22 protein-coding genes are annotated in these 21,811 nt (G+C 41.4%); 8 read left to right on the top strand and 14 right to left on the bottom strand.

All coding sequences use genetic code 11. The features are described from left to right. Positions 1 to 138: 138 nt before the first annotated feature. Positions 139 to 360 carry a DeoR family transcriptional regulator gene (locus M2353_RS13980; protein ID WP_008356419.1) on the top strand — a complete coding sequence of 74 codons (222 nt, stop codon included), beginning with the start codon at positions 139 to 141 and terminating at the stop codon, positions 358 to 360. A 67-nt stretch (positions 361 to 427) separates the two neighbouring features. Here M2353_RS13980 and M2353_RS13985 read toward each other — a convergent pair whose 3' ends face one another. Beyond that, positions 428 to 1,144 (bottom strand): pseudouridine synthase, encoded by a 717-nt coding sequence (locus M2353_RS13985; RefSeq protein WP_017367874.1) that lies wholly within the window; start codon positions 1,142 to 1,144, stop codon positions 428 to 430. 15 nt (positions 1,145 to 1,159) lie between these two features. Continuing rightward, the gene (locus M2353_RS13990; protein WP_017358331.1) at positions 1,160 to 2,782 is read right to left on the bottom strand and encodes a putative polysaccharide biosynthesis protein; all 1,623 of its coding nucleotides are present in this window, start codon (positions 2,780 to 2,782) and stop codon (positions 1,160 to 1,162) included. 175 nt (positions 2,783 to 2,957) lie between these two features. Between M2353_RS13990 and M2353_RS13995 the strand changes: the two genes are divergently transcribed. The 4 genes from M2353_RS13995 to M2353_RS14010 all read left to right on the top strand — a co-directional run bounded on the left by M2353_RS13995 (position 2,958) and on the right by M2353_RS14010 (position 6,753). Continuing rightward, positions 2,958 to 4,229 carry a BaiN/RdsA family NAD(P)/FAD-dependent oxidoreductase gene (locus M2353_RS13995; RefSeq protein WP_284725600.1) on the top strand — a complete coding sequence of 424 codons (1,272 nt, stop codon included), beginning with the start codon at positions 2,958 to 2,960 and terminating at the stop codon, positions 4,227 to 4,229. After that, positions 4,226 to 4,423 (top strand): hypothetical protein, encoded by a 198-nt coding sequence (locus tag M2353_RS14000; RefSeq protein WP_019743705.1) that lies wholly within the window; start codon positions 4,226 to 4,228, stop codon positions 4,421 to 4,423. Before M2353_RS13995 ends, M2353_RS14000 begins: the two co-directional genes overlap by 4 nt. 139 nt (positions 4,424 to 4,562) lie before the next feature. Further along, on the top strand, positions 4,563 to 6,095 hold the full coding sequence (gene opuD / locus M2353_RS14005) for a glycine betaine transporter OpuD (protein WP_284725601.1): 1,533 nt from the start codon (positions 4,563 to 4,565) through the stop codon (positions 6,093 to 6,095). A 133-nt stretch (positions 6,096 to 6,228) separates the two neighbouring features. Beyond that, the gene (locus M2353_RS14010) at positions 6,229 to 6,753 is read left to right on the top strand and encodes a CbrC family protein (protein WP_017358334.1); all 525 of its coding nucleotides are present in this window, start codon (positions 6,229 to 6,231) and stop codon (positions 6,751 to 6,753) included. A gap of 185 nt (positions 6,754 to 6,938) precedes the next feature. Here the strand turns inward: M2353_RS14010 and M2353_RS14015 are convergent, their stop codons facing one another. The 7 genes from M2353_RS14015 to M2353_RS14045 all read right to left on the bottom strand — a co-directional run bounded on the left by M2353_RS14015 (position 6,939) and on the right by M2353_RS14045 (position 12,223). Continuing rightward, positions 6,939 to 7,121 carry a sporulation protein Cse60 gene (locus tag M2353_RS14015; protein WP_284725602.1) on the bottom strand — a complete coding sequence of 61 codons (183 nt, stop codon included), beginning with the start codon at positions 7,119 to 7,121 and terminating at the stop codon, positions 6,939 to 6,941. A 102-nt stretch (positions 7,122 to 7,223) separates the two neighbouring features. Beyond that, a complete protein-coding gene (locus M2353_RS14020) occupies positions 7,224 to 7,535 on the bottom strand; it encodes a rhodanese-like domain-containing protein (protein WP_017358336.1) in 312 nt (103 codons plus the stop codon). 54 nt (positions 7,536 to 7,589) lie between these two features. Beyond that, positions 7,590 to 8,273, bottom strand: a complete 684-nt coding sequence (locus tag M2353_RS14025) for a YesL family protein (RefSeq protein ID WP_035702083.1) — start codon at positions 8,271 to 8,273, stop codon at positions 7,590 to 7,592. Positions 8,274 to 8,297: 24 nt separating this feature from the next. Next, positions 8,298 to 9,587, bottom strand: coding sequence for a Gfo/Idh/MocA family oxidoreductase (locus tag M2353_RS14030; RefSeq protein ID WP_178930470.1), 1,290 nt, complete (start codon positions 9,585 to 9,587; stop codon positions 8,298 to 8,300). A gap of 18 nt (positions 9,588 to 9,605) precedes the next feature. Then, positions 9,606 to 10,130: a lipoprotein YteS gene (locus tag M2353_RS14035; protein WP_178930471.1), complete on the bottom strand. Its 525-nt coding sequence runs from the start codon at positions 10,128 to 10,130 to the stop codon at positions 9,606 to 9,608. After that, a complete protein-coding gene (locus M2353_RS14040) occupies positions 10,127 to 11,239 on the bottom strand; it encodes a glycoside hydrolase family 88/105 protein (protein WP_039168377.1) in 1,113 nt (370 codons plus the stop codon). Before M2353_RS14040 ends, M2353_RS14035 begins: the two co-directional genes overlap by 4 nt. A gap of 18 nt (positions 11,240 to 11,257) precedes the next feature. Next, on the bottom strand, positions 11,258 to 12,223 hold the full coding sequence (locus tag M2353_RS14045) for an ABC transporter permease (protein ID WP_284725603.1): 966 nt from the start codon (positions 12,221 to 12,223) through the stop codon (positions 11,258 to 11,260). A 231-nt stretch (positions 12,224 to 12,454) separates the two neighbouring features. Between M2353_RS14045 and M2353_RS14050 the strand changes: the two genes are divergently transcribed. Then, positions 12,455 to 14,755 (top strand): helix-turn-helix domain-containing protein, encoded by a 2,301-nt coding sequence (locus M2353_RS14050; RefSeq protein ID WP_284725604.1) that lies wholly within the window; start codon positions 12,455 to 12,457, stop codon positions 14,753 to 14,755. Between the two features lie 35 nt (positions 14,756 to 14,790). Here the strand turns inward: M2353_RS14050 and M2353_RS14055 are convergent, their stop codons facing one another. After that, positions 14,791 to 15,162, bottom strand: coding sequence for a winged helix-turn-helix transcriptional regulator (locus M2353_RS14055; protein WP_008343017.1), 372 nt, complete (start codon positions 15,160 to 15,162; stop codon positions 14,791 to 14,793). A gap of 154 nt (positions 15,163 to 15,316) precedes the next feature. Between M2353_RS14055 and M2353_RS14060 the strand changes: the two genes are divergently transcribed. Beyond that, entirely contained in the window at positions 15,317 to 16,504 is a 1,188-nt protein-coding gene (locus tag M2353_RS14060) for an MFS transporter (protein ID WP_284725605.1), read from the top strand. A gap of 13 nt (positions 16,505 to 16,517) precedes the next feature. Further along, the gene (locus M2353_RS14065; RefSeq protein WP_045034179.1) at positions 16,518 to 17,357 is read left to right on the top strand and encodes an aldo/keto reductase; all 840 of its coding nucleotides are present in this window, start codon (positions 16,518 to 16,520) and stop codon (positions 17,355 to 17,357) included. A 44-nt stretch (positions 17,358 to 17,401) separates the two neighbouring features. Here the strand turns inward: M2353_RS14065 and M2353_RS14070 are convergent, their stop codons facing one another. The 4 genes from M2353_RS14070 to M2353_RS14085 form a co-directional block, all read right to left on the bottom strand. Next, positions 17,402 to 18,901: an extracellular solute-binding protein gene (locus tag M2353_RS14070; RefSeq protein WP_008343015.1), complete on the bottom strand. Its 1,500-nt coding sequence runs from the start codon at positions 18,899 to 18,901 to the stop codon at positions 17,402 to 17,404. A 25-nt stretch (positions 18,902 to 18,926) separates the two neighbouring features. Continuing rightward, positions 18,927 to 19,787, bottom strand: coding sequence for a carbohydrate ABC transporter permease (locus tag M2353_RS14075; RefSeq protein WP_098680761.1), 861 nt, complete (start codon positions 19,785 to 19,787; stop codon positions 18,927 to 18,929). 218 nt (positions 19,788 to 20,005) lie between these two features. Continuing rightward, positions 20,006 to 20,758 (bottom strand): NAD-dependent epimerase/dehydratase family protein, encoded by a 753-nt coding sequence (locus tag M2353_RS14080; protein ID WP_284725606.1) that lies wholly within the window; start codon positions 20,756 to 20,758, stop codon positions 20,006 to 20,008. Between the two features lie 52 nt (positions 20,759 to 20,810). Beyond that, positions 20,811 to 21,713, bottom strand: a complete 903-nt coding sequence (locus M2353_RS14085; protein ID WP_284725607.1) for a dienelactone hydrolase family protein — start codon at positions 21,711 to 21,713, stop codon at positions 20,811 to 20,813. Positions 21,714 to 21,811: the final 98 nt, after the last annotated feature.

A 21,811-nucleotide genomic window follows, 5' to 3' on the forward strand; every position in this document is an offset into this window, starting at 1 on the left:
CATAATAACGTGTATAATAGAATAAAACATTAAGAAACACGAACATTTACCATTGTTGCATGTCCTTATGTCGCAGTTTTAGTGTAGTAAGTTGTGGTTAGTCAAGTCCATCCGATCTTATTGATAGGGAGTGGTTTTTTGAAACCTTCAACAAACCGTATGATGACTCGAATAAAATCAGTTTATATGTTCATTCAAGAGAAAGGTCTTGTGACGACACAAGAGCTGGTTGATGAATTCGGGATCACACCTAGAACCATCCAAAGAGACTTAAACGTGCTTGCCTATAACGATCTTGTTCATAGTCCAAGCAGAGGCAAATGGGAAACAACGAGAAAAAAAGTAAAAATATCATCATAAGCGAATAATGAACTTCCATATAACAAAAAGAACCGGCGATATGCCGGTTCTTTTCATTTTCTCTATATTAATCACGATTGATTAAACTGTCTAACTCTTCCTCCGTCAATTCACGGTATTCTCCTGGCGCCAAATCTTCGTCTAATGAAACAGCCCCCATCGAGAGCCGTTTTAAAAAGATCACTTCATTGCCCACTGCTTGTGCCATCAGCTTCACTTGATGGTACTTCCCTTCAGTAATCGTTAAACGGATTCGTGTATCTGCCTCTTGGTTGGCATCTACTTCAACCTTCGCCGGCTTCGTTCGGTAGTCGTCTAAAATCACAACTCCCTCTTCAAGACGAGTGATGTCTTGATCTCCAAGCGGGTATTTTAGATGAACTTCATACGTTTTCGGGACATGCTTTTTCGGAGATAACAATTGATGAGCAAGCTGGCCGTCATTTGTAAGGAGGAGGAGACCGACTGTATCCTTATCCAGTCTCCCCACAGGGAATGGCTCCCTTGCAATATCCTCTGGCTCTAGTAAATCAACAACCGTCTCATCACGCAGATCCTCCGTTGCTGAAATGACACCGTCTGGCTTGTTCATCATGAGATAAATGAATTCTTTATACTCTACACGCTCTCCATGCACGAGCACTTCATCATTTGTTGGATCGACATGATCTTTCACCTGCTTCGCCACTTCTCCATTCACTGTGACAGCCCGGGCCTTGACCAGCTTCTTTACATCTTTCCTTGAACCAAAGCCCGTATTGGCCAGCAATTTATCAAGCCTCATGCTTCTCCACCTCTTCTAACTCTTTTTTCTTAAAAATGACGGCATCCGGCTGCCAAGTACACGCTCTAACAATCCAACTTTATAAGATAAGAACATATACACACCGCCGCCAGTGATCATTGAAATCAAAATGACAATACCCGCTTGTATGATTCCGCCTTCATATGAAATGACTTGACTCACAAGCTGACATGTCACATAAGCCACTACAGCCATGATTGCCGTTAAAATACCAATTAAAATAAACCGTTTGAAAATCCTGCGGAACGAATAGCCTGCATGTCGCTTGATCATGATGAACATATACAAAATCGAGGCACTGTAGCCTAATGCCGTTGCAAGCACAGAACCGTTTCCTTGCAGCCAGCTAATCAGCGGGATATTAAGAACCGTTTTAATGATGATCCCTAACAAAAGACTGACGATCGCAAATTTTTGTTTGTTAATCCCTTGTAAAATGGCTGCATTAATGGTGAATAAAGAAAACAATAACGCAACAGGTGCATACCAAAACAAAATAGAAGTTCCAATCTCAGGATGCACAGACGGATAGAAAAACCAATAAACTGGTCCAGCCAATGCCGAGATACCAAATGAAGCAGGCAGAACGAAGAATAGAATGACCTGCATCGTTTGATCAATTTGCCGATTCAGCAGCTTGTAATTTCGCGCTGTAAAGGATTCCGTTATGGTTGGAATCAATGTTAAACCAAATGCAGTTGCAAGTGACACAGGAATCATGACAAGCTTCGGTAAATATAACGTCACAATAGACAGAACCGCTGTACTAATATCCTGATGTCCTGATGCAATCATCGCTCTGTTAATTGTATTTGTATCAATATAAGAATAAATCGGAATGGCAAGTCCAACAAATACATAGGGTGCTGCATAACTGAACAGCTCTGTAAACATTTGTTTATAAGATAATCCAGAATAGTCCCCTGTATTCGGCTGCATAGCCAAAAGCCGATCTTTCCGCTTCAGCCAATATAAATAAAGCGTAAATAGACCGCCAAACGCACCAATGAGTGCGGCAAATGTGGCATAACCAACCGCAATAACAAGACCACCGTCAAGCACTTTTAAAATGATAAACGTCGCTGTTAATAGGAAGATGATTCTGACAAGTTGTTCGATGACTTGGGAAACAGCTGTCGGGCCCATCATCGAGTGTCCTTGGAAAAAGCCTCGCACAAGACTCATAATGGGTACAACCAATAGACCCAAACTGACCATCCGAATCACATAAACCACTTGATCGACCGTCAAACCGCCCGTTTCATTCGATCCTCCAAGCTGAATCTTGGCAAAGATCGGTGCGGTCAAATATAAAATAGAAAAGGCGATAATACCGGTGACAAGCATGACCGACATACCCGCCCTGAACATTTTTCTTGTTGTCTCATAATCGCCGATTGCATTATATTTAGAGACGAATTTCGATACCGCTGTTGGAAAGCCGAGCGTAGCAATACTTAAAAAGATCGTATACTGATTGTATCCATATTGGAATAGCGCACCACCAGTCGCTCCGACCATTGCGCTAAATGGAATTAAGTAAATCATACCAAGAATACGAGAGAGATAAGTCCCTATCGTTAAAACCAACGTACCACGAAGCAGTTTATTAGACATGCGCTTAACCACCATTTTTCTAATGAATATTCAACTTAACTATTTTAACACATCATTTCATCGCACAGGTAACAAATCCAATACAGAAGTCACAAAACCAATCAATTCATATTTCAGCCTTCCCCAATCTTCGTTATAATAGAGAAATGACTGAAAGTAGAAAGAGGAATGTAACATGAAACATTATGATGTCATTGTCATTGGCGGTGGACCTTCTGGACTGATGGCCGCGATTGCATCGGCAGAACACGGTGCATCGGTTCTGTTAATTGACAAAGGAAACAAACTTGGCAGAAAGCTCGCCATTTCTGGCGGTGGACGCTGCAATGTGACCAATCGCCTTCCAGTAGAAGAAATCATCAAGCATATTCCCGGAAACGGCCGTTTTCTATATAGTGCATTTTCTGAGTTCAATAACGAGGATATTATTTCGTTCTTTGAAAATCTAGGTATTGAACTAAAAGAAGAAGACCATGGACGTATGTTCCCTGTCTCAAACAAAGCACAATCTGTTGTGGATGCCCTATTAGATAGGCTCCGCGTGCTCAATGTGACCATTCGAACGAATGAAAAGATTAAAACCGTTCTGTATCAAGACGGACAAGCAGCTGGAATTGTTACAAATAATGATGAAAAAATTTCAAGTCATGCCGTTGTCATTGCTGTTGGCGGGAAAAGTGTGCCGCATACAGGCTCTACTGGCGATGGCTATGCATGGGCAGAAGCCGCTGGTCATACCATTACAGAGCTCTTCCCAACCGAAGTACCCGTCACGTCAGACGAGCGTTTTATTAAGGACAAAGTGCTTCAAGGTCTTTCATTAAGAAGTGTGGCCGTGAGTGTTTTAAATAAAAAAGGAAAACCCGTCGTCACTCATGTCATGGATATGATCTTTACACACTTTGGCTTATCAGGTCCTGCCATTCTGAGATGCAGCGGATTTGTTGTGAAGGAACTGAAAAAGCAACAGGCCGTCCGTCTTCAAATTGACTTATACCCAAAGATCAATGACGAGGAGCTATTCCAAAAGCTTCATCGCGATCTAAAAGATGAACCAAAAAAAGCCATTAAAAATGTCCTGAAAGCTTGGATGCAAGAGCGCTATTTATTGTTCCTTTTAGAACGAAATGGCATTGATCCGCAGGAGACATTTTCTGGTCTCGCTAAAGATAAACTGCGCGCTTTTGCGCATGATTGTAAACATTTCATCGTCCATGCAAATGGGACGCTTTCTTTAGATAAAGCCTTTGTTACAGGTGGCGGCGTTTCTGTCAAAGAAATTGAACCGAAGAAAATGGCATCCAAAAAAATGGCCGGTCTTTATTTCTGCGGAGAAATTTTAGATATTCACGGTTACACAGGTGGTTACAATATTACGTCAGCACTTGTCACAGGCAGGTTAGCTGGCATGAATGCCGCACTAGAACTAAAGGAGAGATTTCAATGATTAGACGCGCACTTCCGATTGTCCTTGCAGTTGTCATTAGTTTGACAGCCGCTTTCTTTATGAAGCTGTCCATTACCCCGTTAAAAGTCGCCATTGTTTTAGCGTTTACGATTTTCGCAGTTTGTTTAAAAGAATATGTCTACCGTCTGCGCAAACGAATTGAAGAAAAGTCATCTTCACATATCGATGGTTGATAAATGGAAGCAAAACATGTTACGGTAAAATAGAGGTCGAGTGAGAAACTCGCCTCTTTTTGTTTGAAAATAGTTGAGACAGGGATATTAAATTAAATCCTCTGCTTAAACGTGTAGAACAACAGGAGAGTGAGATGGTGTGAAAAACGTATCAAGTGTATTTTGGATTGTGATTGCTATCACATTTATTGCCGTTCTATGGGGAGCCCTTTCTCCAGATACGCTGCAAAATGTGACAGATCAAATTCAAACATACATTACAAATGACTTTGGCTGGTATTATTTATTAGTCGTATCGCTGCTAGTCGGCTTTTGTCTATTCTTTATCTTTAGCCCTATCGGAAAAATTACGTTAGGAAAGCCAGGTGAAGAGCCTGAATTTGGTCTTTTTTCTTGGTTTGCCATGCTATTTAGTGCTGGAATGGGTATTGGGCTTGTTTTTTACGGAGCAGCTGAACCGATCAGTCATTATGCGATTCAATCACCAACGGGTGACACTGAAACTGCACAAGCCTTCCGTGATTCCCTTCGTTATACTTTTTTCCACTGGGGACTTCATGCATGGGCGATCTATGCCATTGTTGCGCTTTGCATTGCATACTTTAAATTTAGAAAAGATGCGCCTGGATTAATCAGTTCCACCTTATACCCAGTATTCGGAAACAGAATTCATGGATGGATTGGAAAAACCATTGATTGCATCGCAGTATTTGCAACCGTGGTCGGTGTAGCTACTAGTTTAGGACTAGGTGCCGCACAAATTAATGGCGGATTAAACTATTTATTTGGAATTCCAAATAACTTCCTGACTCAGCTCATCATTATTGCAATCGTCACGGTCCTGTTCCTTCTCTCTGCATGGAGCGGTATTGGTAAAGGGATTAAATATTTAAGTAACACAAACATGATTCTTGCTGCATTACTCATGATCTTTTTACTCATTGTTGGACCAACTGTGTATATTTTAAATTCATTTACTGATTCAATCGGACAATACTTATCAAATATTGTACAGATGAGCTTTAGATTATCACCAAATGATCCTGAAAAGAGAGAATGGATTAATGGATGGACCATCTTCTATTGGGCATGGTGGATCTCTTGGTCGCCATTTGTCGGTATTTTTATTGCAAGGGTTTCACGCGGGAGAACCATTCGAGAATTTTTAATTGGTGTCTTAGTGGCTCCTTCCATCCTCGTGTTCCTTTGGTTCTCGATCTTTGGTGTATCTGCAATGGACTTACAACAGAACAATATCGTCGATGTTGCAAACATGTCTACTGAAACGATGCTGTTTGGTGTTTTAAATGAATATCCACTTGCCATGATTACTTCCATTCTGGCACTGATTTTAATTGCGGTATTCTTTATCACATCAGCAGACTCAGCTACATTCGTTCTCGGAATGCAGACAACCTATGGATCATTAAATCCAGCGAATAGTGTAAAGATCAGCTGGGGTATTATCCAGTCAGCAGTTGCGGCAGTGCTCTTATTTTCAGGCGGTCTTGAAGCCTTGCAAAACACAGCCAAACTTGCTGCTTTGCCGTTCTCTGTTGTCATCATTTTAATGATTGTTTCACTGTACAAGTCATTAAATGAAGAACGAAGAGCGATTAAACAAGCAAATAAGTACAATAAACCAAGAAGTCCAAGAGTAAAAAAAGCATAATCATCACAAGAGAAAAGTCGTTCCTCATCCGAACGGCTTTTTTTCTCGTTGAAATAATTGAAGATTGTCATGACATTGTGTATTCCGATAAAATAGTGTTGAATCATCACTTTTCTACATAATGGAGGTTTATATGACGTTACCTACGTTCAAGTACAACCCAGACCCAGTTTCATTACATGTAATTAAAAAAGAGCAGACGATATGCCCCGTTTGTGAGAAAGAACGAGATTATGTATATCATGGTCCTTTTTATTCTGTTGAAGACGTTTCTGGCATTTGTCCTTGGTGCATTAAAGATGGATCAGCTGCTCAAACATATAATGGAATGTTTCAAGACGATGTGAGTTGTGATGACGTCGATCATGAAGAATATATAGATGAACTGATCTACAGAACGCCGGGTTACCGCGGATGGCAGCAGGAATATTGGTTAAGCCATTGCGGGGATTTTTGCGCGATTGTGCAGTATGTTGGATGGAAAGAAATTGAGCATTTAGAGGAAGAACTCTCAGAGGATATTGAAGAGATTTGCAGTGGTGGACATTTCACAAAAGAGAACCTGAAACAATGGCTCGTGAACGGAGGAGACTTGCAAGGCTACCTCTTTCAATGCGTTCACTGCAAAAAGCATCGTTTACATATTGACGCTAGTTGATCATGTCAAAAGGACCTTTATTTGAGCCCTTTTTCTTCTTTTCAGCGTGATAGAAAACCTTTGCAGACTAGGAAGGACGAGTACTGGCGCGGAGCGAATTTCACATTCGTGAGCACCAGCACGCAGGACTGACAACGAATGCGAGGGTTTGTCTACACGCTGAAAGGACCCTTCAGCAGGTCCTTTTATTTTTTATATAAAATGAGCGCTGAAAAACAGTAGAGCTGCTCTCCTCCTTGCTCACAGATCACCGCCACATTGTATTTGATGTCAATAATTTTGTCGTCGTCCATTCCTTTTAAAAAAAGATTGATTTCGCTTTGCAGATCTTTCTCGTGTTCTTCATCAAATACAGCTACCTTCAGCACATATGCCACTCTCCCTTCTCTTGCTACTCTATTTTTATGCAAATAGAGACGGACATATGAAAAAAAAAAAGCCTTCCATCTTGTCGATGAAAGGACTTCTTTTTACAGCTTCGGTTTTGTTTCTCCTGTCCATGCAAGCATGCCGCCAACGACATTGGTTGCTTGATAGCCTTGGTCTTCTAAGAAATAGCAGACATTCTCACTGCGTTTACCAGAACGGCAAATAATATAATACTCTTGCGTCTTATCAAACGCATCTAGCTTCTCAGGAATATCGCCCATTCGAATATGGACTGCCTCTGGAATCATGCCTTCTGCTACCTCTTCATCCTCACGCACATCGACGAGTTGAATGGCTTCTTCTTGCTCTAGCTTTTGCTTTAATTCTTCTATTGAAATTTCTTTTACTGACACGACTCTCATCTCTCCTTTTATTCACGGTGACACCATTATAACAAATCATACACATCACTGCGTATTCACCCGCTTGGATTGAAGGAAAGACGGGAATCGTTTCTTCACATCAACTGCCGGCTGCTCACTTTCAAACTCTATCTTTTTAAACACTTGATAGGCTAGCCACATGTGGCCATATGCGAGAATGCTGATGCTAAAAAACGGCACGATCCCTGGCAAATAAGCAAATAGGATAAAGAGAATAGCCGAGAAAACGAGCATAGAGAGCGTATATTGCAAATACGAGATGCCAAGCAGAAGGGAAAATTTCAAATAAAGACGCTTTTTCCAATCATAATGAGCCAGCAGCGGAAAGATATAAAACAAGCTGACAATAAACAGAAAACCAAAGATATAGATCGCAAAGCGAAGCACGTGTAAAAACCAACTCGTTGGATAAATATAAGCAAGGTCTACATAAATAATTGTCCCGATGATGACCAACACCACTCCAATGACATTAGAGCGTACAAATTCTTCGCGGTATACTTTCCAAAAGGTTTGAAAGACGCTGACTTGCTCATGCCCTTGTATCCACTTTCTCATCACAGAAAATAACGCTGTTGTTGCAGGCATGAAGCCAAAAATTCCAAGCCCAAGTAAAGTGAACAAAAGCCATAACAAATTCGTATAGGCAAGTCTCATCACCCACTCACACATGCGCAACATTCTGCTCATTGATCCATCATGATCCATCTCTGTTCCCTCCTCTCTTACTCGTTACACCGTCTCTTTTTGAAACAATTCTTCTATTTCAATCGGGCGTTTTTCTGCAACTGAGCGCCACATGCCTTCGCCAAGTGCAATGGAATAAGCCCCCGCCTCTGCTCCTGCCGAAATGTCATAAGGAATGAGCGGATCTTTTCCTAAAAATAAATCTGCTAATAATAGCGGATCTCCGCCTCCATGACCACCTGATTGTTTCACAACTTCAATCGTTTCTTTTCCACCAAACATCGGGTAGTATGCAATTGTCTGTTCAGGGAATTGAAAAGGGATTCTCGATGGTACATGAAACTCATTTGTTTCAATCCGTCCCTTCGTCCCGTTAATCGCAAGCCGGTAGCCTTCATATGGCGCTGAAAATTGAATCGAGTAACTTAACAAAGCCCCCTGATCATAAGCCACTGACGCCACATATGTATCCTCAATATCAATTTCTTGATCAAAAATACAGGCATCCGGGCGATAATTTGAGTATTGCTTTGACTGCTGCTCACCTGATTCAATATGGTCATCCTCCACCTTTGTGCGCTCTAACCTCGGATTCCACCTTGCTTCATAATGACAGGTATCTCTTACATGACAGGTTCCACAATATCGATTCTCTTCACCCTGCAAAGGATTCCAAGGACTTTCATCCCCATAATAATTCAGTGCGCCATAGGCAAATACTTGCTTCGGCTTTTGATCAATCCACCAGTTGACCAAGTCAAAGTGATGGGTCGATTTATGAATAGACAGACCGCCTGAATATTGACGTGAGCGGTTCCACCTTTTAAAATAACTGGCTCCGTGATACGTATCAATGAGCCAGCTTAACTCAACAGACGTGACCCTTCCAATCTTTCCATCTAAAATGAGCTCTTTTATCTTTCGATGGAATGGATTGTAGCGATAATTAAAGGTGACGGTGACCTTCCCTTTGCTTTCTGCCTCTTTTTCCATCACCTGTTTGGCGTCTTTTGCTGTTGTGACCATCGGCTTTTCCGTTATGACATCCAGATCATGATCCAGTGCCTGCAGGATATATGTGACATGTGTATCATCTCGCCCCGCCACAATGACGATATCTGGTCTTGCTTCCTTCACCATCTGACCAAATGCATCCTCATGAAAAAATGAGACGCCGCTTAGTGATGGAAAACGCTCCTTACAAAGTGTATACCGCTTCTCATCTACATCTAAGAGCCCTGTAATCCTGTAATGCTCGTTGAAATCCTCGGTGAGCGGTTTGATAAACATATTGAAGGCACGGTGACTGAGCCCGCAAACAGCGACCCTTTTCACATTCCCCCACCCCTTTTTCTATTGGTTTTCACGAAGCTGCTTCATGAGAGACAGTGCTTCTTTAGATTTCTCCGCATACACAGGAATAAAGGCGACCATATCTCGGTGTAATCGAAAGGTATAGCCATTTAGCTGCTTCGTTCCTTTCTTGATTTGGACCGCATAATCGACTGTATTTCCCGTCATTGCATCTTCCACCGTATATGGTCCTGCCCCTTCGCCATCTACCCGCATCTCTTCAAGCAGCTGAAAGCTTTCAGGATCATCATATGTTCTAAACATTTCTTCCGGGACAAACATCACGTCCCCCTCTTTTGCAGTTATTTCAACAAGAAGTTTTTCAGGAATTGCAGGGAAGATGTGAACGTCGTATGTCTCCTGATTTGGTTGAAAAGCTTTCTCCACTAATTGGTCTTTCATTGCTTTTGACATGTCAGAAAAAATAAGGACATCAATCCCCTCTGTTTTCCCCTGACAGGCGGACAAATAAAAGGCAGCGATGAAGCTGAGGAGCCATGCCGCAGCCCTTTGATACCGCCTCATACCTTTTGAAACACAGACAGCTTTTCTAGTTCAGTTAACGCCATAATAAAAGCGCCTGCTCCATGCAAATCATTCGTGCTCCGCTCTCTGCCAACGTAATAGTCATAAAATCCCGCAGATGTTCCAATACAAATATCGTTCACCGTAAAATCGCCGTTGTCTTTTTCCTCCGTTTTATACTGAATCAATCCTTGATACGCTTTGACCACGTGATCAACATATCGAAGACTGACATATCCTTCATTCATGGCTTTTGCCATCGCATATATGAATAGACATGACCCTGAGCTTTCAAGCCAATTGTCGCTATGACTTCCTTTATCAATGATTTGATGCCATAGACCCGTTTCGTCGTCCTGATATTTTGCCACACTTTCCAGCATATCTGTCAGTGTGTCCTTCCACACTTTTCGTCCTTCATGACCTTCTGGTAAATCTTCGATCATATCGGCTAACGCAAGGACATACCAGCCAAAGGATCTTGCCCAAAATTCTGGGGAACAGCCCGTCTGTTGATCAGCCCATGGCATCACTTTCCGTTCATCCCATGCGTGATAGTAAAGGCCCGTTTTTTCATCTTTGGTATGCTTTCTCATGAGATGCTCTTGATGGATGACCATGTCCACCAGCTCCGATTCTCCTGTCAACTGGGCATACTTTAAAGCAAAAGGCCCACCCATATAAAGACCATCTAGCCACATTTGATAAGCATAATTGTCTTTATGCCAGAAACCGCCCTCAGACGTGCGATTCAGCGTCCGGTAAAGCCCCCGAAGCTTTTCTGCTGCCTTCACATACCGCTTCTCTCCCGTTCTTTCAATCAGCGGGAATAAAATGAGCCCTGCTTGAATGGCATCAAGCTCGTCTCTGCGGAATAACAGATTCCCATGGTCATCAATGAGTGAGTCAGCATAATTTTTCACATAATCAAAGTACGCCTCGTTTTCTGTTGCTTCGTAAAGCTTCATCACTCCGCAAAGGAAAACCCCTTGATGATAGTGCCACCTTCCAGCTGGCGGAAGTTCAATCGGTGTATACGCTTTCATTATTGTTTGTGCTAATTTCTCTGCATGCTCAAGCGGTGATCCCTTTTCAATCGATAATGTCATTGGTCTTCATCTCCCCTTTTAATAAATCCCTTCTTCTCCAAACTTCTTCGCTAAACGGTTCGCCATCATGACCAAAATAAGTCCAACGGCTGCTTTAAATAAACCAACAGCGGTACTATAGCTGAATTGTCCTTGCTTCAGACCAGCTGTATACACATACGTATCAAAAATCTCTGCGACTTCCCTGTTGGTCGCATTGAGTAATAAATAGACATGTTCAAATCCAAGTTCTAATGTATCACCAATTTTTAAAATGAGCAGTACAACAATGACACTTTTAATCGCAGGAAGGGTGATGTGCCACATTTGTCTGAGTCTGCCGGCTCCATCCATTTTTGCTGCTTCATATAACTGCGGATCTACTGCTGTAATCGCTGCAAGATAAATAATGGTTGACCAACCCGCTTCTCTCCAGATTACCTGCAAAATGTACATGGGTCTAAACCATTCTTGACTAAGAAGGAAGTTAATCTTTTCTCCTCCAAAGAAAGCAATCAATTCATTGATTAACCCGCCATCTACCGTTAACAAAACAAAAGATAAGGACACGACAATCACCCATGACATGAAGTGAGGAATATAAATCATTGTCTGAACAAATTTCTTAAACAGTGCCAATCTGACCTCGTTTAAAAGAAGGGCTAATAAGATTGGAATCGGAAAGAAAATCACGACATTCATGGCAAATAAAATGAGCGTATTTTTTAATAAGTTGAAAAATGTTGGTTCTGTAAATAAGCGAATAAAGTGTTTGAAGCCAACCCACTCACTGCCAAGAATTCCGAGAAACGGCTGGTAATCTTGAAAGGCAATGATCAGCCCCCACATAGGGACATATTTAAAGACAAGAAAATAAAGGAGCCCTGGCAAAATCATTAAATACAGAAATTTTTGACTAAGTAATTGGTTAAGTAAGCGCTTTCTCTTTTCTTTTTTCAAAGCTGCCGCAGGCACACCCTTGGCAGTGACATCCTGTGTTTTCACAGATAAAGCCTCCCCTCATGCTGATGCATGTGTTAACTGTATCTTAAGGATGAAAAATCCGTCTACAATCATATCATCAGATCATATTTACTCAGGGGAAGCTACTCAAAACGTTACATAAAACATAAGAAAATGATCCTAATCTCAGAAAATGATTATTGACAAACCTACCAGATTTTTGGATTAATAAACTAAGGGGAAAAGATTGTTTCGTTTGAAATGGGGGGTTTTATGAAAAGAAAGCAGTATAAATTTTATTACAAGCTGGTGACGTTTTTTTTCGTGCTTAGTACAATTCCTGTTATTATTATCGGTATTTTTTCTTATCAGCATTCGCAAAAAACTGCACTCGAAAATATTTCAAATGAAAAGCTGGACAGCGTCAAACAAACGCAATCCAATATTGAGCATATTCTAAAGACAGTAGATCATTCTCTCACTCACTATGTCAGTTCGCCGCCTCTCCTTCAAACACTGGCAGAACCTTTAAATCCAGACCAATTCCAACTTTATAATCAAGTCCAGCAAGAACTGAATTACCTGCAAACCTTCGACACCGATCTCTCCAATATTACACTTGTTAGTAAAATGGAAGATTGGTATATGAACAATTCTGGTCTTTATCATGTCTCAAACGGAGATCAAGAGAAAGCGTTAACCTCTTACCTCAATATTCCGAGTCATTCCAGCTGGGCACTTGAAGAAAATAATCCACTTGTCTCAACAAAAGAAGGAAAGACATCCTTTTGCAAATACAATGTGAATTTAATCAAGCAGCTTCCGATGAACAGTGTCCAAAAGAAGGGGATCGCCGTCGCCAGCATTCCAAGCTGCGTGATTGCTGACAACATGCCTGACTTCTCTCAATCTGATAGTATGTTTGTCATTGATACAAACGGAAAAGTGCTGCTACATAATCGAAAAGAACAAATTGGTGACTCGTTAAAAAATCAAGATTTCGTCAAACATGTCCTGTCACTTGAAGAACGATCCGGACAATTTGATATGAAAATCGATGAACTAAACTATCAAATTACGTTTCAAAAATCAGATTATAACGAATGGACATACTTATCCTTTGTCTCCATTCCAGAACTAAAGCAGCAAACGAAATCAATCGGGTGGATCACCTTTATTATTTGCTTCATTTTGTTAGCGCTTTCATTATTATTTTCATGGTTTGGCTCTAGACACTTTTATAAACCGATTCGCTTATTATACGAATCTTTTGCACGTAATGAGTCGTTTTTGCATAAACAGCCTTTCCAAAATGAATTTGAGCTCATCGAATCGAGCATTAAACAAATGAAAGATCAAAACAATGATCTAGAGGAACGGATTGAGCAGCAAGTGACCCACTTACAGCAATATTTTATGGTGCGGCTGCTGCTTGGCAAACTGACGGAAGAAGAGATTCACAACCGATTTCAAAGTCTAGGCTTTCCTCGTGACTGGTCCCATTTGTCCATGCTTGTGACCCAAATCGATACACTAAAAGGAACGCCGTATGAAAAAAAGGATGCAGACTTGCTTTTATTTGCGATAAATGGACTGATCGAGCAGATTATTCCGCTAGATGAGCACCTTCAGCCGACCGTTGTCAATCAGCATCAAACGACGATTGTCCTCAATCAATCGAAGTCAGAAGAGGAATTTACTGAATATTTAAATCAATTAGCCGAAACAATTCAGCAGCGGATTGAGGAAGAGCTGGGCTTGTCGATCAGCATTGGGATCAGTCGCTCATTTAAAGAGCTCTCTATGGCCAAACATGCTTATATTGAGGGAAAAGAAGCCTTAAAATATAGGCTCAAGGCAGAGAAAAAATCCATTCTTTTATACGAGCACATTCAGCAAGGAAAGACGTTTAAGACTCATTTCCCAAAACAGCTGCAGCATGATTTATTTGATGCCATTAAAGCAGGCGATCAAGGCAAGGCAGATCACTATTTACATGTGCTTCTGCAATCCATTTTTTCTAAAAATGCTGGACCACATGAGTACCAGATTGCTCTCGCTCGTTTTTTAAACAATCTCATCGAGCTGATGCATTTGCTAGGCATTGAATTGTTTGAAGTCGAAGATAATAAAATGCTCTATGATACGATCTTTGAGTTTAAAACGTTTGAAGATACAGAAGCGTGGCTGAAACATGAGATCATTCGACCCATCATTGATCAGCTCGGCGCGCGTGAAGACTCTCAATATAAAAATATCTCAGAGAAAATCATTCATATCATTCATCAAGAATTTGACTCAGATCTGACATTGGACGAAATCGCTACACGCCTGCACTACAACCCAAATTATTTAAGCAGTATTTTTAGAAAAGAAATGGATATCTCCTTTAGTGAATATCTCTCGTCTTACAGACATCATGTCGCCAAAAACTGGTTGGTGGAAACGGATATGTCGGTGAAAGAAATTTCGGAAAAGCTAAAATACAAAAATCCGCAAAATTTCATCCGCTCCTTTAAAAAGCTGGAAGGCACGACACCTGGGAAATACCGTGATCAGAAAAAAGGCACATAAAGCAAAGTCCCGCTCTCACAAGAAGCGGGACTTTTTTATTTAAACTGTTCATTTAGAATGCTGTCTTCCAGCACTGAAAGCGGCTCGCCATACACTCGTTCAATATGGGCTGCCCCCCAATCACATAACGCATTCAAAATTCGCTCAAGTGACTGTCCGTATTCACTTAATTCATACTCCACTTTAGGCGGCACTTGTTCATATACAATGCGGTTAATCACACCGTCATTTTCAAGCTCTCTCAGCTGCTGTGTGAGCATTTTTTGCGTGATATTTGGCATGAGGCGCTTCAGTTCACTCGTCCGCTTTTTCCCATGTGTTAAATGACATAAGATGACACACTTCCATTTCCCGCCGATCACTTCAAGCGTTGCCTCCACAGAGATATTATATTTCTTCTTTTCCAACGTCTCTTCACTCCTTTTGATGCTGTACAGGCACTTTTTAGTACCTATATTACAAAAAAGTACGTACTTTTTTTTCTGTCATCTATGTTAGATAATAACTCTTGCCGATCGGCTTCGTCTATTAAAATGTCATGAAAGAAGGATGTGAATCACTATGCAAAACAAACAAAATCACTTTGCCCTTCTCGCACTAGCGATTAGTGCATTTGCTATAGGTACAACTGAATTTATCTCTGTAGGTCTTCTGCCGATGATCTCAGAGGACTTTGGCGTGAGTGTCAGTCAGGCCGGCTGGACCGTTTCTTTATATGCGCTTGGTGTTACCTTTGGCGCACCAATTCTAACCTCATTGACTTCCGTTATGAACAAAAAGACATTGCTTTTGCTCATTATGCTCGTCTTTCTCATTGGAAATACACTTGCCACGATTGCCACGACTTTTTCTGTGCTCTTAATCGGACGAGTGATTTCAGCCCTATCACATGGCGTATTTATGTCGATTGGTTCGACCATTGCCGCAAGCCTTGTGGTGAAAGAAAAGCGGGCAAGTGCTATTGCCTTTATGTTCACTGGTTTAACAGTCGCTACTGTGACCGGTGTGCCATTCGGTACGTTTCTTGGTCATGAGCTCGGCTGGCGGACGTCATTTGGTGTGATTGTCATGATTGGCCTAATCGCACTGATTTCTAACTATTTCCTTGTTCCGTCTCAATTGAAACAGGGCGTGAAAACAACGTTTAAGGATCAAGCAGCCTTATTAAAGACGAAAAGAATTTTGCTTTTATTTGTCATTACTGCTACAGGGTATGGAGGAACTTTTGTCGTCTTCACCTATTTATCCCCTCTCTTGCAGCATGTGACAGGTCTTGCGCCTGAAACAGTTGCCTTGATCCTGCTGTTATATGGGATGACCATCGCCGCTGGGAATGTCATTGGCGGAAAAGCAGCGAATAAACAGCCAATGAAGGCACTGATTTATATGTTTATCATTCAAAGTCTCATCTTGTTTATCCTTAGCTTTACTGCTGGATTTATGACACTCGGGATTGGAACTGTGATGCTGATGGGACTGTTTGCTTTCATGAATGTACCTGGCCTTCAAGTTGCCGTCGTTGATTTTGCAGAAAGGTATACACCTGGAGCTGTCGATGTTGCTTCCGCTCTGAATATCGCTGCCTTTAATGCAGGTATCGCCATTGGTTCATTTTTAGGCGGTATCGTGACAGATACCCTTGGACTTGTGCATACCGGCTGGGTTGGCGGCATCATGGTGCTCATGGCGGCCATACTCACGATGGTGAGTCATCAAATCGAACAAAAAGAATACAAACAAACCATTTAAAGGAGTCTTTCAAATGAACGATTTACAAAGTACAAAAACATTAAACAACGGCGTCCGCATGCCAGGATTTGGTCTTGGGGTCTTTCAGGTTGAAGAGGGAACGGAATTAATTGAAGCTGTTAAAACAGCCATTCAATTAGGATATCGCAGTATTGATACAGCTTCTATTTACGGCAATGAAGAAGGTGTTGGACGAGGCATACAACTTGGTCTAGCAGAAACAGGCCTTCGCCGCGAGGACATCTTTGTGACATCCAAAGTGTGGAATGCCGATTTAGGATATGAAGCGACACTAAAAGCATACGAAGACAGCCTGAAAAAACTTCAGCTTGATTACCTTGATCTGTATTTAATTCACTGGCCAGTTGAAGGGAAATACAAGGAAGCATGGCGCGCGCTTGAAACGCTGTACCGTGAAGGAAAAGTTAGAGCCATCGGTGTGAGTAACTTCCAGCCGCATCATCTAGATGAATTATTGAAAGATGCGGACATCATTCCAGCGATTAATCAAGTCGAGTTTCATCCAAAACTCACGCAGGAAACGCTGTTTACGTATTTGAAAACACATGGTATCCAAATGGAAGCCTGGTCACCACTTATGCAGGGAGAGCTGCTGCACCACCCGCTGATCACGGAGCTTGCGGGCACATACAGCAAAACATCTGCTCAAATTATTTTGCGCTGGGATGTGCAAAAAGGCGTCATTACGATTCCTAAATCAACGAAAGCCCATCGTTTAAAAGAAAATGCCGATATTTTCGATTTTGTCCTATCTGATGAGGATATGAAGCGCCTGTCTGCCTTAAATGAAAATAAACGAATTGGTCCTGATCCAGACAACTTCGACTTTTAATGAAAACACCCCCGCTTTTTACTAAGCGGGGGTCTTCATGTTCATCATTTTGATTTTTTAAAGGAAGCTTCATATTCTTCTATGATTTTATTTCCACCATTTGATTTCCACTTCTCTACATCTTTCTTAAATTGTTCTTCGTTGATATCACCAAGAATGAACTTATAGGTCGCATCATCGATGATTTTCTTCAATTCATTTCCTCGCTCTGATGCCGTTTCTGAATACAGGCTTTCAGCAGGGTTAGCGACAATGATGTTTTTATTGTCTTCTTCTAGCTCTTCATATTTTGTACGAACTGCATCGCCTTTATTTTTCAAGTAACGTTTATCAATCCCTACGAGGCTGACAAGCGGCTGTACATCTGTCTGCCAGCTTTTCACTTGGCTTTCTTCCCTCACAAATGTATTTCCATCTTGTTTGTTATAATGCTTTCCATCAATCCCATACGTCATGAGACCATATACGTCTTCTTCTGCAATGCGGTCAAAGAAAGCCAAAATTCTCTTTAACTCTGCTTCTGATTTGACGCTTGTTTTAGGGAAGGCGAAGATGCCATTATGGCCGCCTGATGCCCATACACGTTCTTTGCCATCTGGGCCTTTGATTCGGTTGATAATATCCACTTCCATGTTCTTATCTGTTGCATCATCTCTTAAGTTCACTGCATCTACCATATTTCCAACATAGATACCCGCTTTTCCTTGTGAGAACAATTCTTGCTGCTGCGTTTTGCTTGTGACCGGGAAGTCTTTGTTTATATAGCCATTGTCACGCAACTTTTTCATATATTTCATTGTATTCATATACTCATCTGTCATAAAGTCTGGCGTAAATTTGCCGTTTTCTTCTTTCCAATCTGTTGGCATTCCTTCATAAGAACCGAGCGTTTTAAATGCACCGTAAATCAAATCGTTACGGTCTGTAAAACCAATTGTATCGTCCTTACCATTTTTGTTCGGATCTTTTTCAGTAAATGCCTTGGCTACTTCATAAAGGTCATCCAGCGTTTTTGGTGTATCCAAATTTAAATTTTCAAGCCAATCCTTTCGAATGACAATCCCTTGTCTTGAAAGTGGTCTCTCTCTATAAATGCCATAAAGCTTCCCATCGATAGAGGCATTTTTATTAATCAGTTCGTTCATCTTACTTAAATTTGGATAATCCTTTAAGTATGGACCGATTTCCCAGAACATGCCTGATCTGAACGCATTGATAGCAGATGAATTCTTAATGTCTTGAATCGTCACAATTTGCGGGAGGTTCCCTGCGGCAAGTGCTGAATTTAAACGGTCTTCTTTCACCGCATCAGGCACCCACGTAATATCAAGCTCTGTATTTGTGAGCTTCTCAATCTCTTCTAGCACTGAATCTTTCGGCGGCTGCTGATGATATAAAATCGCCATCCATGTCAGCTTCACCTTTTTGTCTAAATCAACCTTTTCATCTGATGAACTTGCCCCTTTACTTGAACAAGCTGACAGAATACCACTTGCGGCAAATAACAAAACAAAGGCAATCAGCCATAATTTCTTTCTCCCCATAAGATCCCTCCGTTATTCCATCTTTTTAACCCTTTACAGAACCTAGTAATGCCCCTTTGTTGAAATGCTTTTGAATAAATGGATAGACAAGCAGAACGGGAATGGTCGCCACGACGATGACCGCCATTTTAATGGTTTGGTCTGGCGGCGGTGTTGATGAGCCCATATCTGACATATCTCCCTGCATACCGCTTGATACAATGACGATTTGTCTTAACAGGACCTGAATTGGCCATTTCACCGAATCGTTTAAATATAAAATGGCTGTCATGTACGTATTCCAATACGTCACGGCATAAAAAAGTGAAATCGTCGCAATAGCTGGCAAAGAAAGTGGCAGTACGATTTTAAAGAAGATCCCTAAATCGTTACAGCCGTCCATCTTCGCTGATTCTTCAAGGCTTGCTGGTATGTTTTGAAAGAAGTTTTTCAAAATGATCAAATTGAATGCATTGATGGCCACTGGCAGAATGAGTGACCAGTAAGTATCAAGCAGCCCAAGTGTTTTCACGACGATAAACGTCGGAATCATCCCTCCGCTAAACAGCATCGTGAAGACAACGAGAAACATGAGGGTTCTTCGGCCCTTTAGCTCCTGACGAGACAGCCCATACGCCATGAGTGAGGATAAAAACATGCTGACCGCTGTTCCAACGAGTGTCACAAGAATGGATACAATCAGGCTGCGATACACAATATCTGTAGAAAAGATATAGCGATAGGCCTCTAGAGAAAACGTCGTTGGAAACAAAATAAACTTCTTTGAGATGACCTCTTCTACTGTCGCAAAAGAGGCGGCAATGACATGGATGAACGGGAGCACACATATTAATGCGAACATGAGTAGAAAAGAGTAATTAAATACATTGAACAATCGGCCTTTAATAGAACGATCTATGTTCATCACGCCCTTTCTTTGTAAGCGTTATCATTTCGTCTGAACATAAGCTGCAGCCTTTGACGATATCGTGATTAAAATGTAACAAACGGGGGAAGAAAGCGTCTATAATCATCATGACAGACCACAGAGATGATCATGCCATTCGTGCTTTTAGCCTCATCAATGAAAAGAAAAAGATCATGAGCTAATGTCATGATTATGCCCTATGCCTGATCGTTTTCTTTCAGAATTTCTGCCGTATTGACATCTGGCCTGTAGCCTAACTCCTGCTTCGTTGACTGAGTAGACCAAGGTTTCCCTTCGTTTTCTGATACGGCATAATAAGTCCCGAATGGAACGTCCGTTTCGATGGCAGCCTTGATCATGCCGAAAAGGTCATCATGTGAAAGAAGCGTTCGTTTCGTTCTTTTTTTAGTGTGCAGTCCTTCCATCTCATCTGTCACGACGGTTCCAATTCTCAAATTGATGACAGTCATACCTGTTTGATCGTGAAACAAACGCCCAAGCTGTTCGGAAGCAAATTTTAAAATGCCATACACATTTTTCGTTGCTGGTACATCATCAGTCGTAATTTCTCTCCCTAGTAAGGAGTGACCATCTTTTTCATAGCGATCTGTCACATGGTTACTGCTTGCAAAAATGACTTTTGGAATGCTTAACCTGGCCGCTGAACGAAACATATTATACGTGCTTATCCAAAACACCTCATTCATTTTTGCAAACTCCTTTTCATTCATCACATCATGTGTCATGTCTATGTTTAAAAGATGAATGATCACATCTGTATCTCTTGGAATGGCTTGAAACAACTCCTCTTCAATTGCCGCATTTGCAAAAATGACTTCTTCTACACATCTTGTTTGATCAATGATGGTCAGGTCATACTCCGAAGAGAGCTCTTTAGTTAATAAACGTCCGATGACACCACATCCGCCAATCATGGTGATTTTTTTCATCTGTTTCCTCCTTCATCTTCTATCGGAGTAGTATGTCCATGCCGTCTATTGATTACAGCCACTTTTTCAAAAAACGTGTAGCCTCGTGGCGCATAGCAGCCGTTTCAAAATGACCTGCATGTAGACCTATAAGCTGATAACGTTCCTTTAAGGAAGCAGCTTGATAGGCTTGACTTAATGTCTGTTGAATTCGTCCAACACCTTCAGCAGGTGTAAGCTGATCATGCTTTCCAACTAAGCTTAAATGCGGTCTTGGGAAAATCATTTCTTGGATGTCAGCTGCTGTAAAGTGCTTAGCTAAGCTCGGTACATAATAGTAAAAACCGTGTCTATCTAAATGATTTGTTTCAATCAATGTGTGATGATCAACCTGTGCGCAAAGATCCACACACACACTGACCCTCTCATCAAGTGCTGCCGTCCACCATGAAAGAAGGCCGCCCATTGACATCCCAAAAACAGCTAAACGCTCTGGAAGCACATCAGAGCGAGTCAGCAAATAATCAATTGCACACATGCTCTCATACAGCATCATGCCCCACATCACTTTTCCTGTTAACAGCATTTCTTTGAAAATTTCACTTTCTGTTCTCCCCCTTCTTTCACCAAATCCCGCGTGATCAATCGCCAACACACTATAGCCCTTTGAAGTGAATTCTTTTGCGTATGAAGGCGCTTGCAAATAATGAGCCCCCTTCAATAACTCTTCTTTCCCATCCACGTAATTCCCACCATGAGAATGCTGGAACAAGACAACAGGCCTTTTTTTCACTGTATCTTTCGGCTTCACAAAATAAGCCGGAACTTCCTCCACCCCATGAATAGAGAGAATGAGTGTTTCTACTAAGTACGATTCACGTTCCTCAATCTTTAACGTATACGCCTCCACACGATGGCGCTCCGGCATTTCCCCTAATAAACTGAGCAGTTGTTCACGTTTGCTTTCCTTTTCCATTGACGTCACTCCTCATTTTCTTGATCAACTTGTTAAATACGAGATTGATGGAGGAATTACCTTGTTTTCGACAAAATTATGTCCCGGGAAATAAACAA

It is taken from the genome of Bacillus aerius, assembly GCF_029894105.1.
Lineage (GTDB): Bacteria > Bacillota > Bacilli > Bacillales > Bacillaceae > Bacillus > Bacillus altitudinis.

What these genes read in the sequence shown, in the direction of transcription:
- M2353_RS14040 (WP_039168377.1), bottom strand. Translation starts at nt 11,239, where the DNA reads ATGACATTATCGATTGAAAAGGGATCACCGCTTGAGCATGCAGAGAAA.
- M2353_RS13995 (WP_284725600.1), top strand. Translation starts at nt 2,958, where the DNA reads ATGAAACATTATGATGTCATTGTCATTGGCGGTGGACCTTCTGGACTG.
- M2353_RS14035 (WP_178930471.1), bottom strand. Translation starts at nt 10,130, where the DNA reads ATGAGGCGGTATCAAAGGGCTGCGGCATGGCTCCTCAGCTTCATCGCT.
- M2353_RS14025 (WP_035702083.1), bottom strand. Translation starts at nt 8,273, where the DNA reads ATGGATCATGATGGATCAATGAGCAGAATGTTGCGCATGTGTGAGTGG.
- M2353_RS14070 (WP_008343015.1), bottom strand. Translation starts at nt 18,901, where the DNA reads ATGGGGAGAAAGAAATTATGGCTGATTGCCTTTGTTTTGTTATTTGCC.
- M2353_RS14050 (WP_284725604.1), top strand. Translation starts at nt 12,455, where the DNA reads ATGAAAAGAAAGCAGTATAAATTTTATTACAAGCTGGTGACGTTTTTT.
- M2353_RS14000 (WP_019743705.1), top strand. Translation starts at nt 4,226, where the DNA reads ATGATTAGACGCGCACTTCCGATTGTCCTTGCAGTTGTCATTAGTTTG.
- M2353_RS14065 (WP_045034179.1), top strand. Translation starts at nt 16,518, where the DNA reads ATGAACGATTTACAAAGTACAAAAACATTAAACAACGGCGTCCGCATG.
- M2353_RS13990 (WP_017358331.1), bottom strand. Translation starts at nt 2,782, where the DNA reads ATGTCTAATAAACTGCTTCGTGGTACGTTGGTTTTAACGATAGGGACT.
- M2353_RS13985 (WP_017367874.1), bottom strand. Translation starts at nt 1,144, where the DNA reads ATGAGGCTTGATAAATTGCTGGCCAATACGGGCTTTGGTTCAAGGAAA.
- M2353_RS14085 (WP_284725607.1), bottom strand. Translation starts at nt 21,713, where the DNA reads ATGGAAAAGGAAAGCAAACGTGAACAACTGCTCAGTTTATTAGGGGAA.
- M2353_RS14080 (WP_284725606.1), bottom strand. Translation starts at nt 20,758, where the DNA reads ATGAAAAAAATCACCATGATTGGCGGATGTGGTGTCATCGGACGTTTA.
- M2353_RS14010 (WP_017358334.1), top strand. Translation starts at nt 6,229, where the DNA reads ATGACGTTACCTACGTTCAAGTACAACCCAGACCCAGTTTCATTACAT.
- M2353_RS14060 (WP_284725605.1), top strand. Translation starts at nt 15,317, where the DNA reads ATGCAAAACAAACAAAATCACTTTGCCCTTCTCGCACTAGCGATTAGT.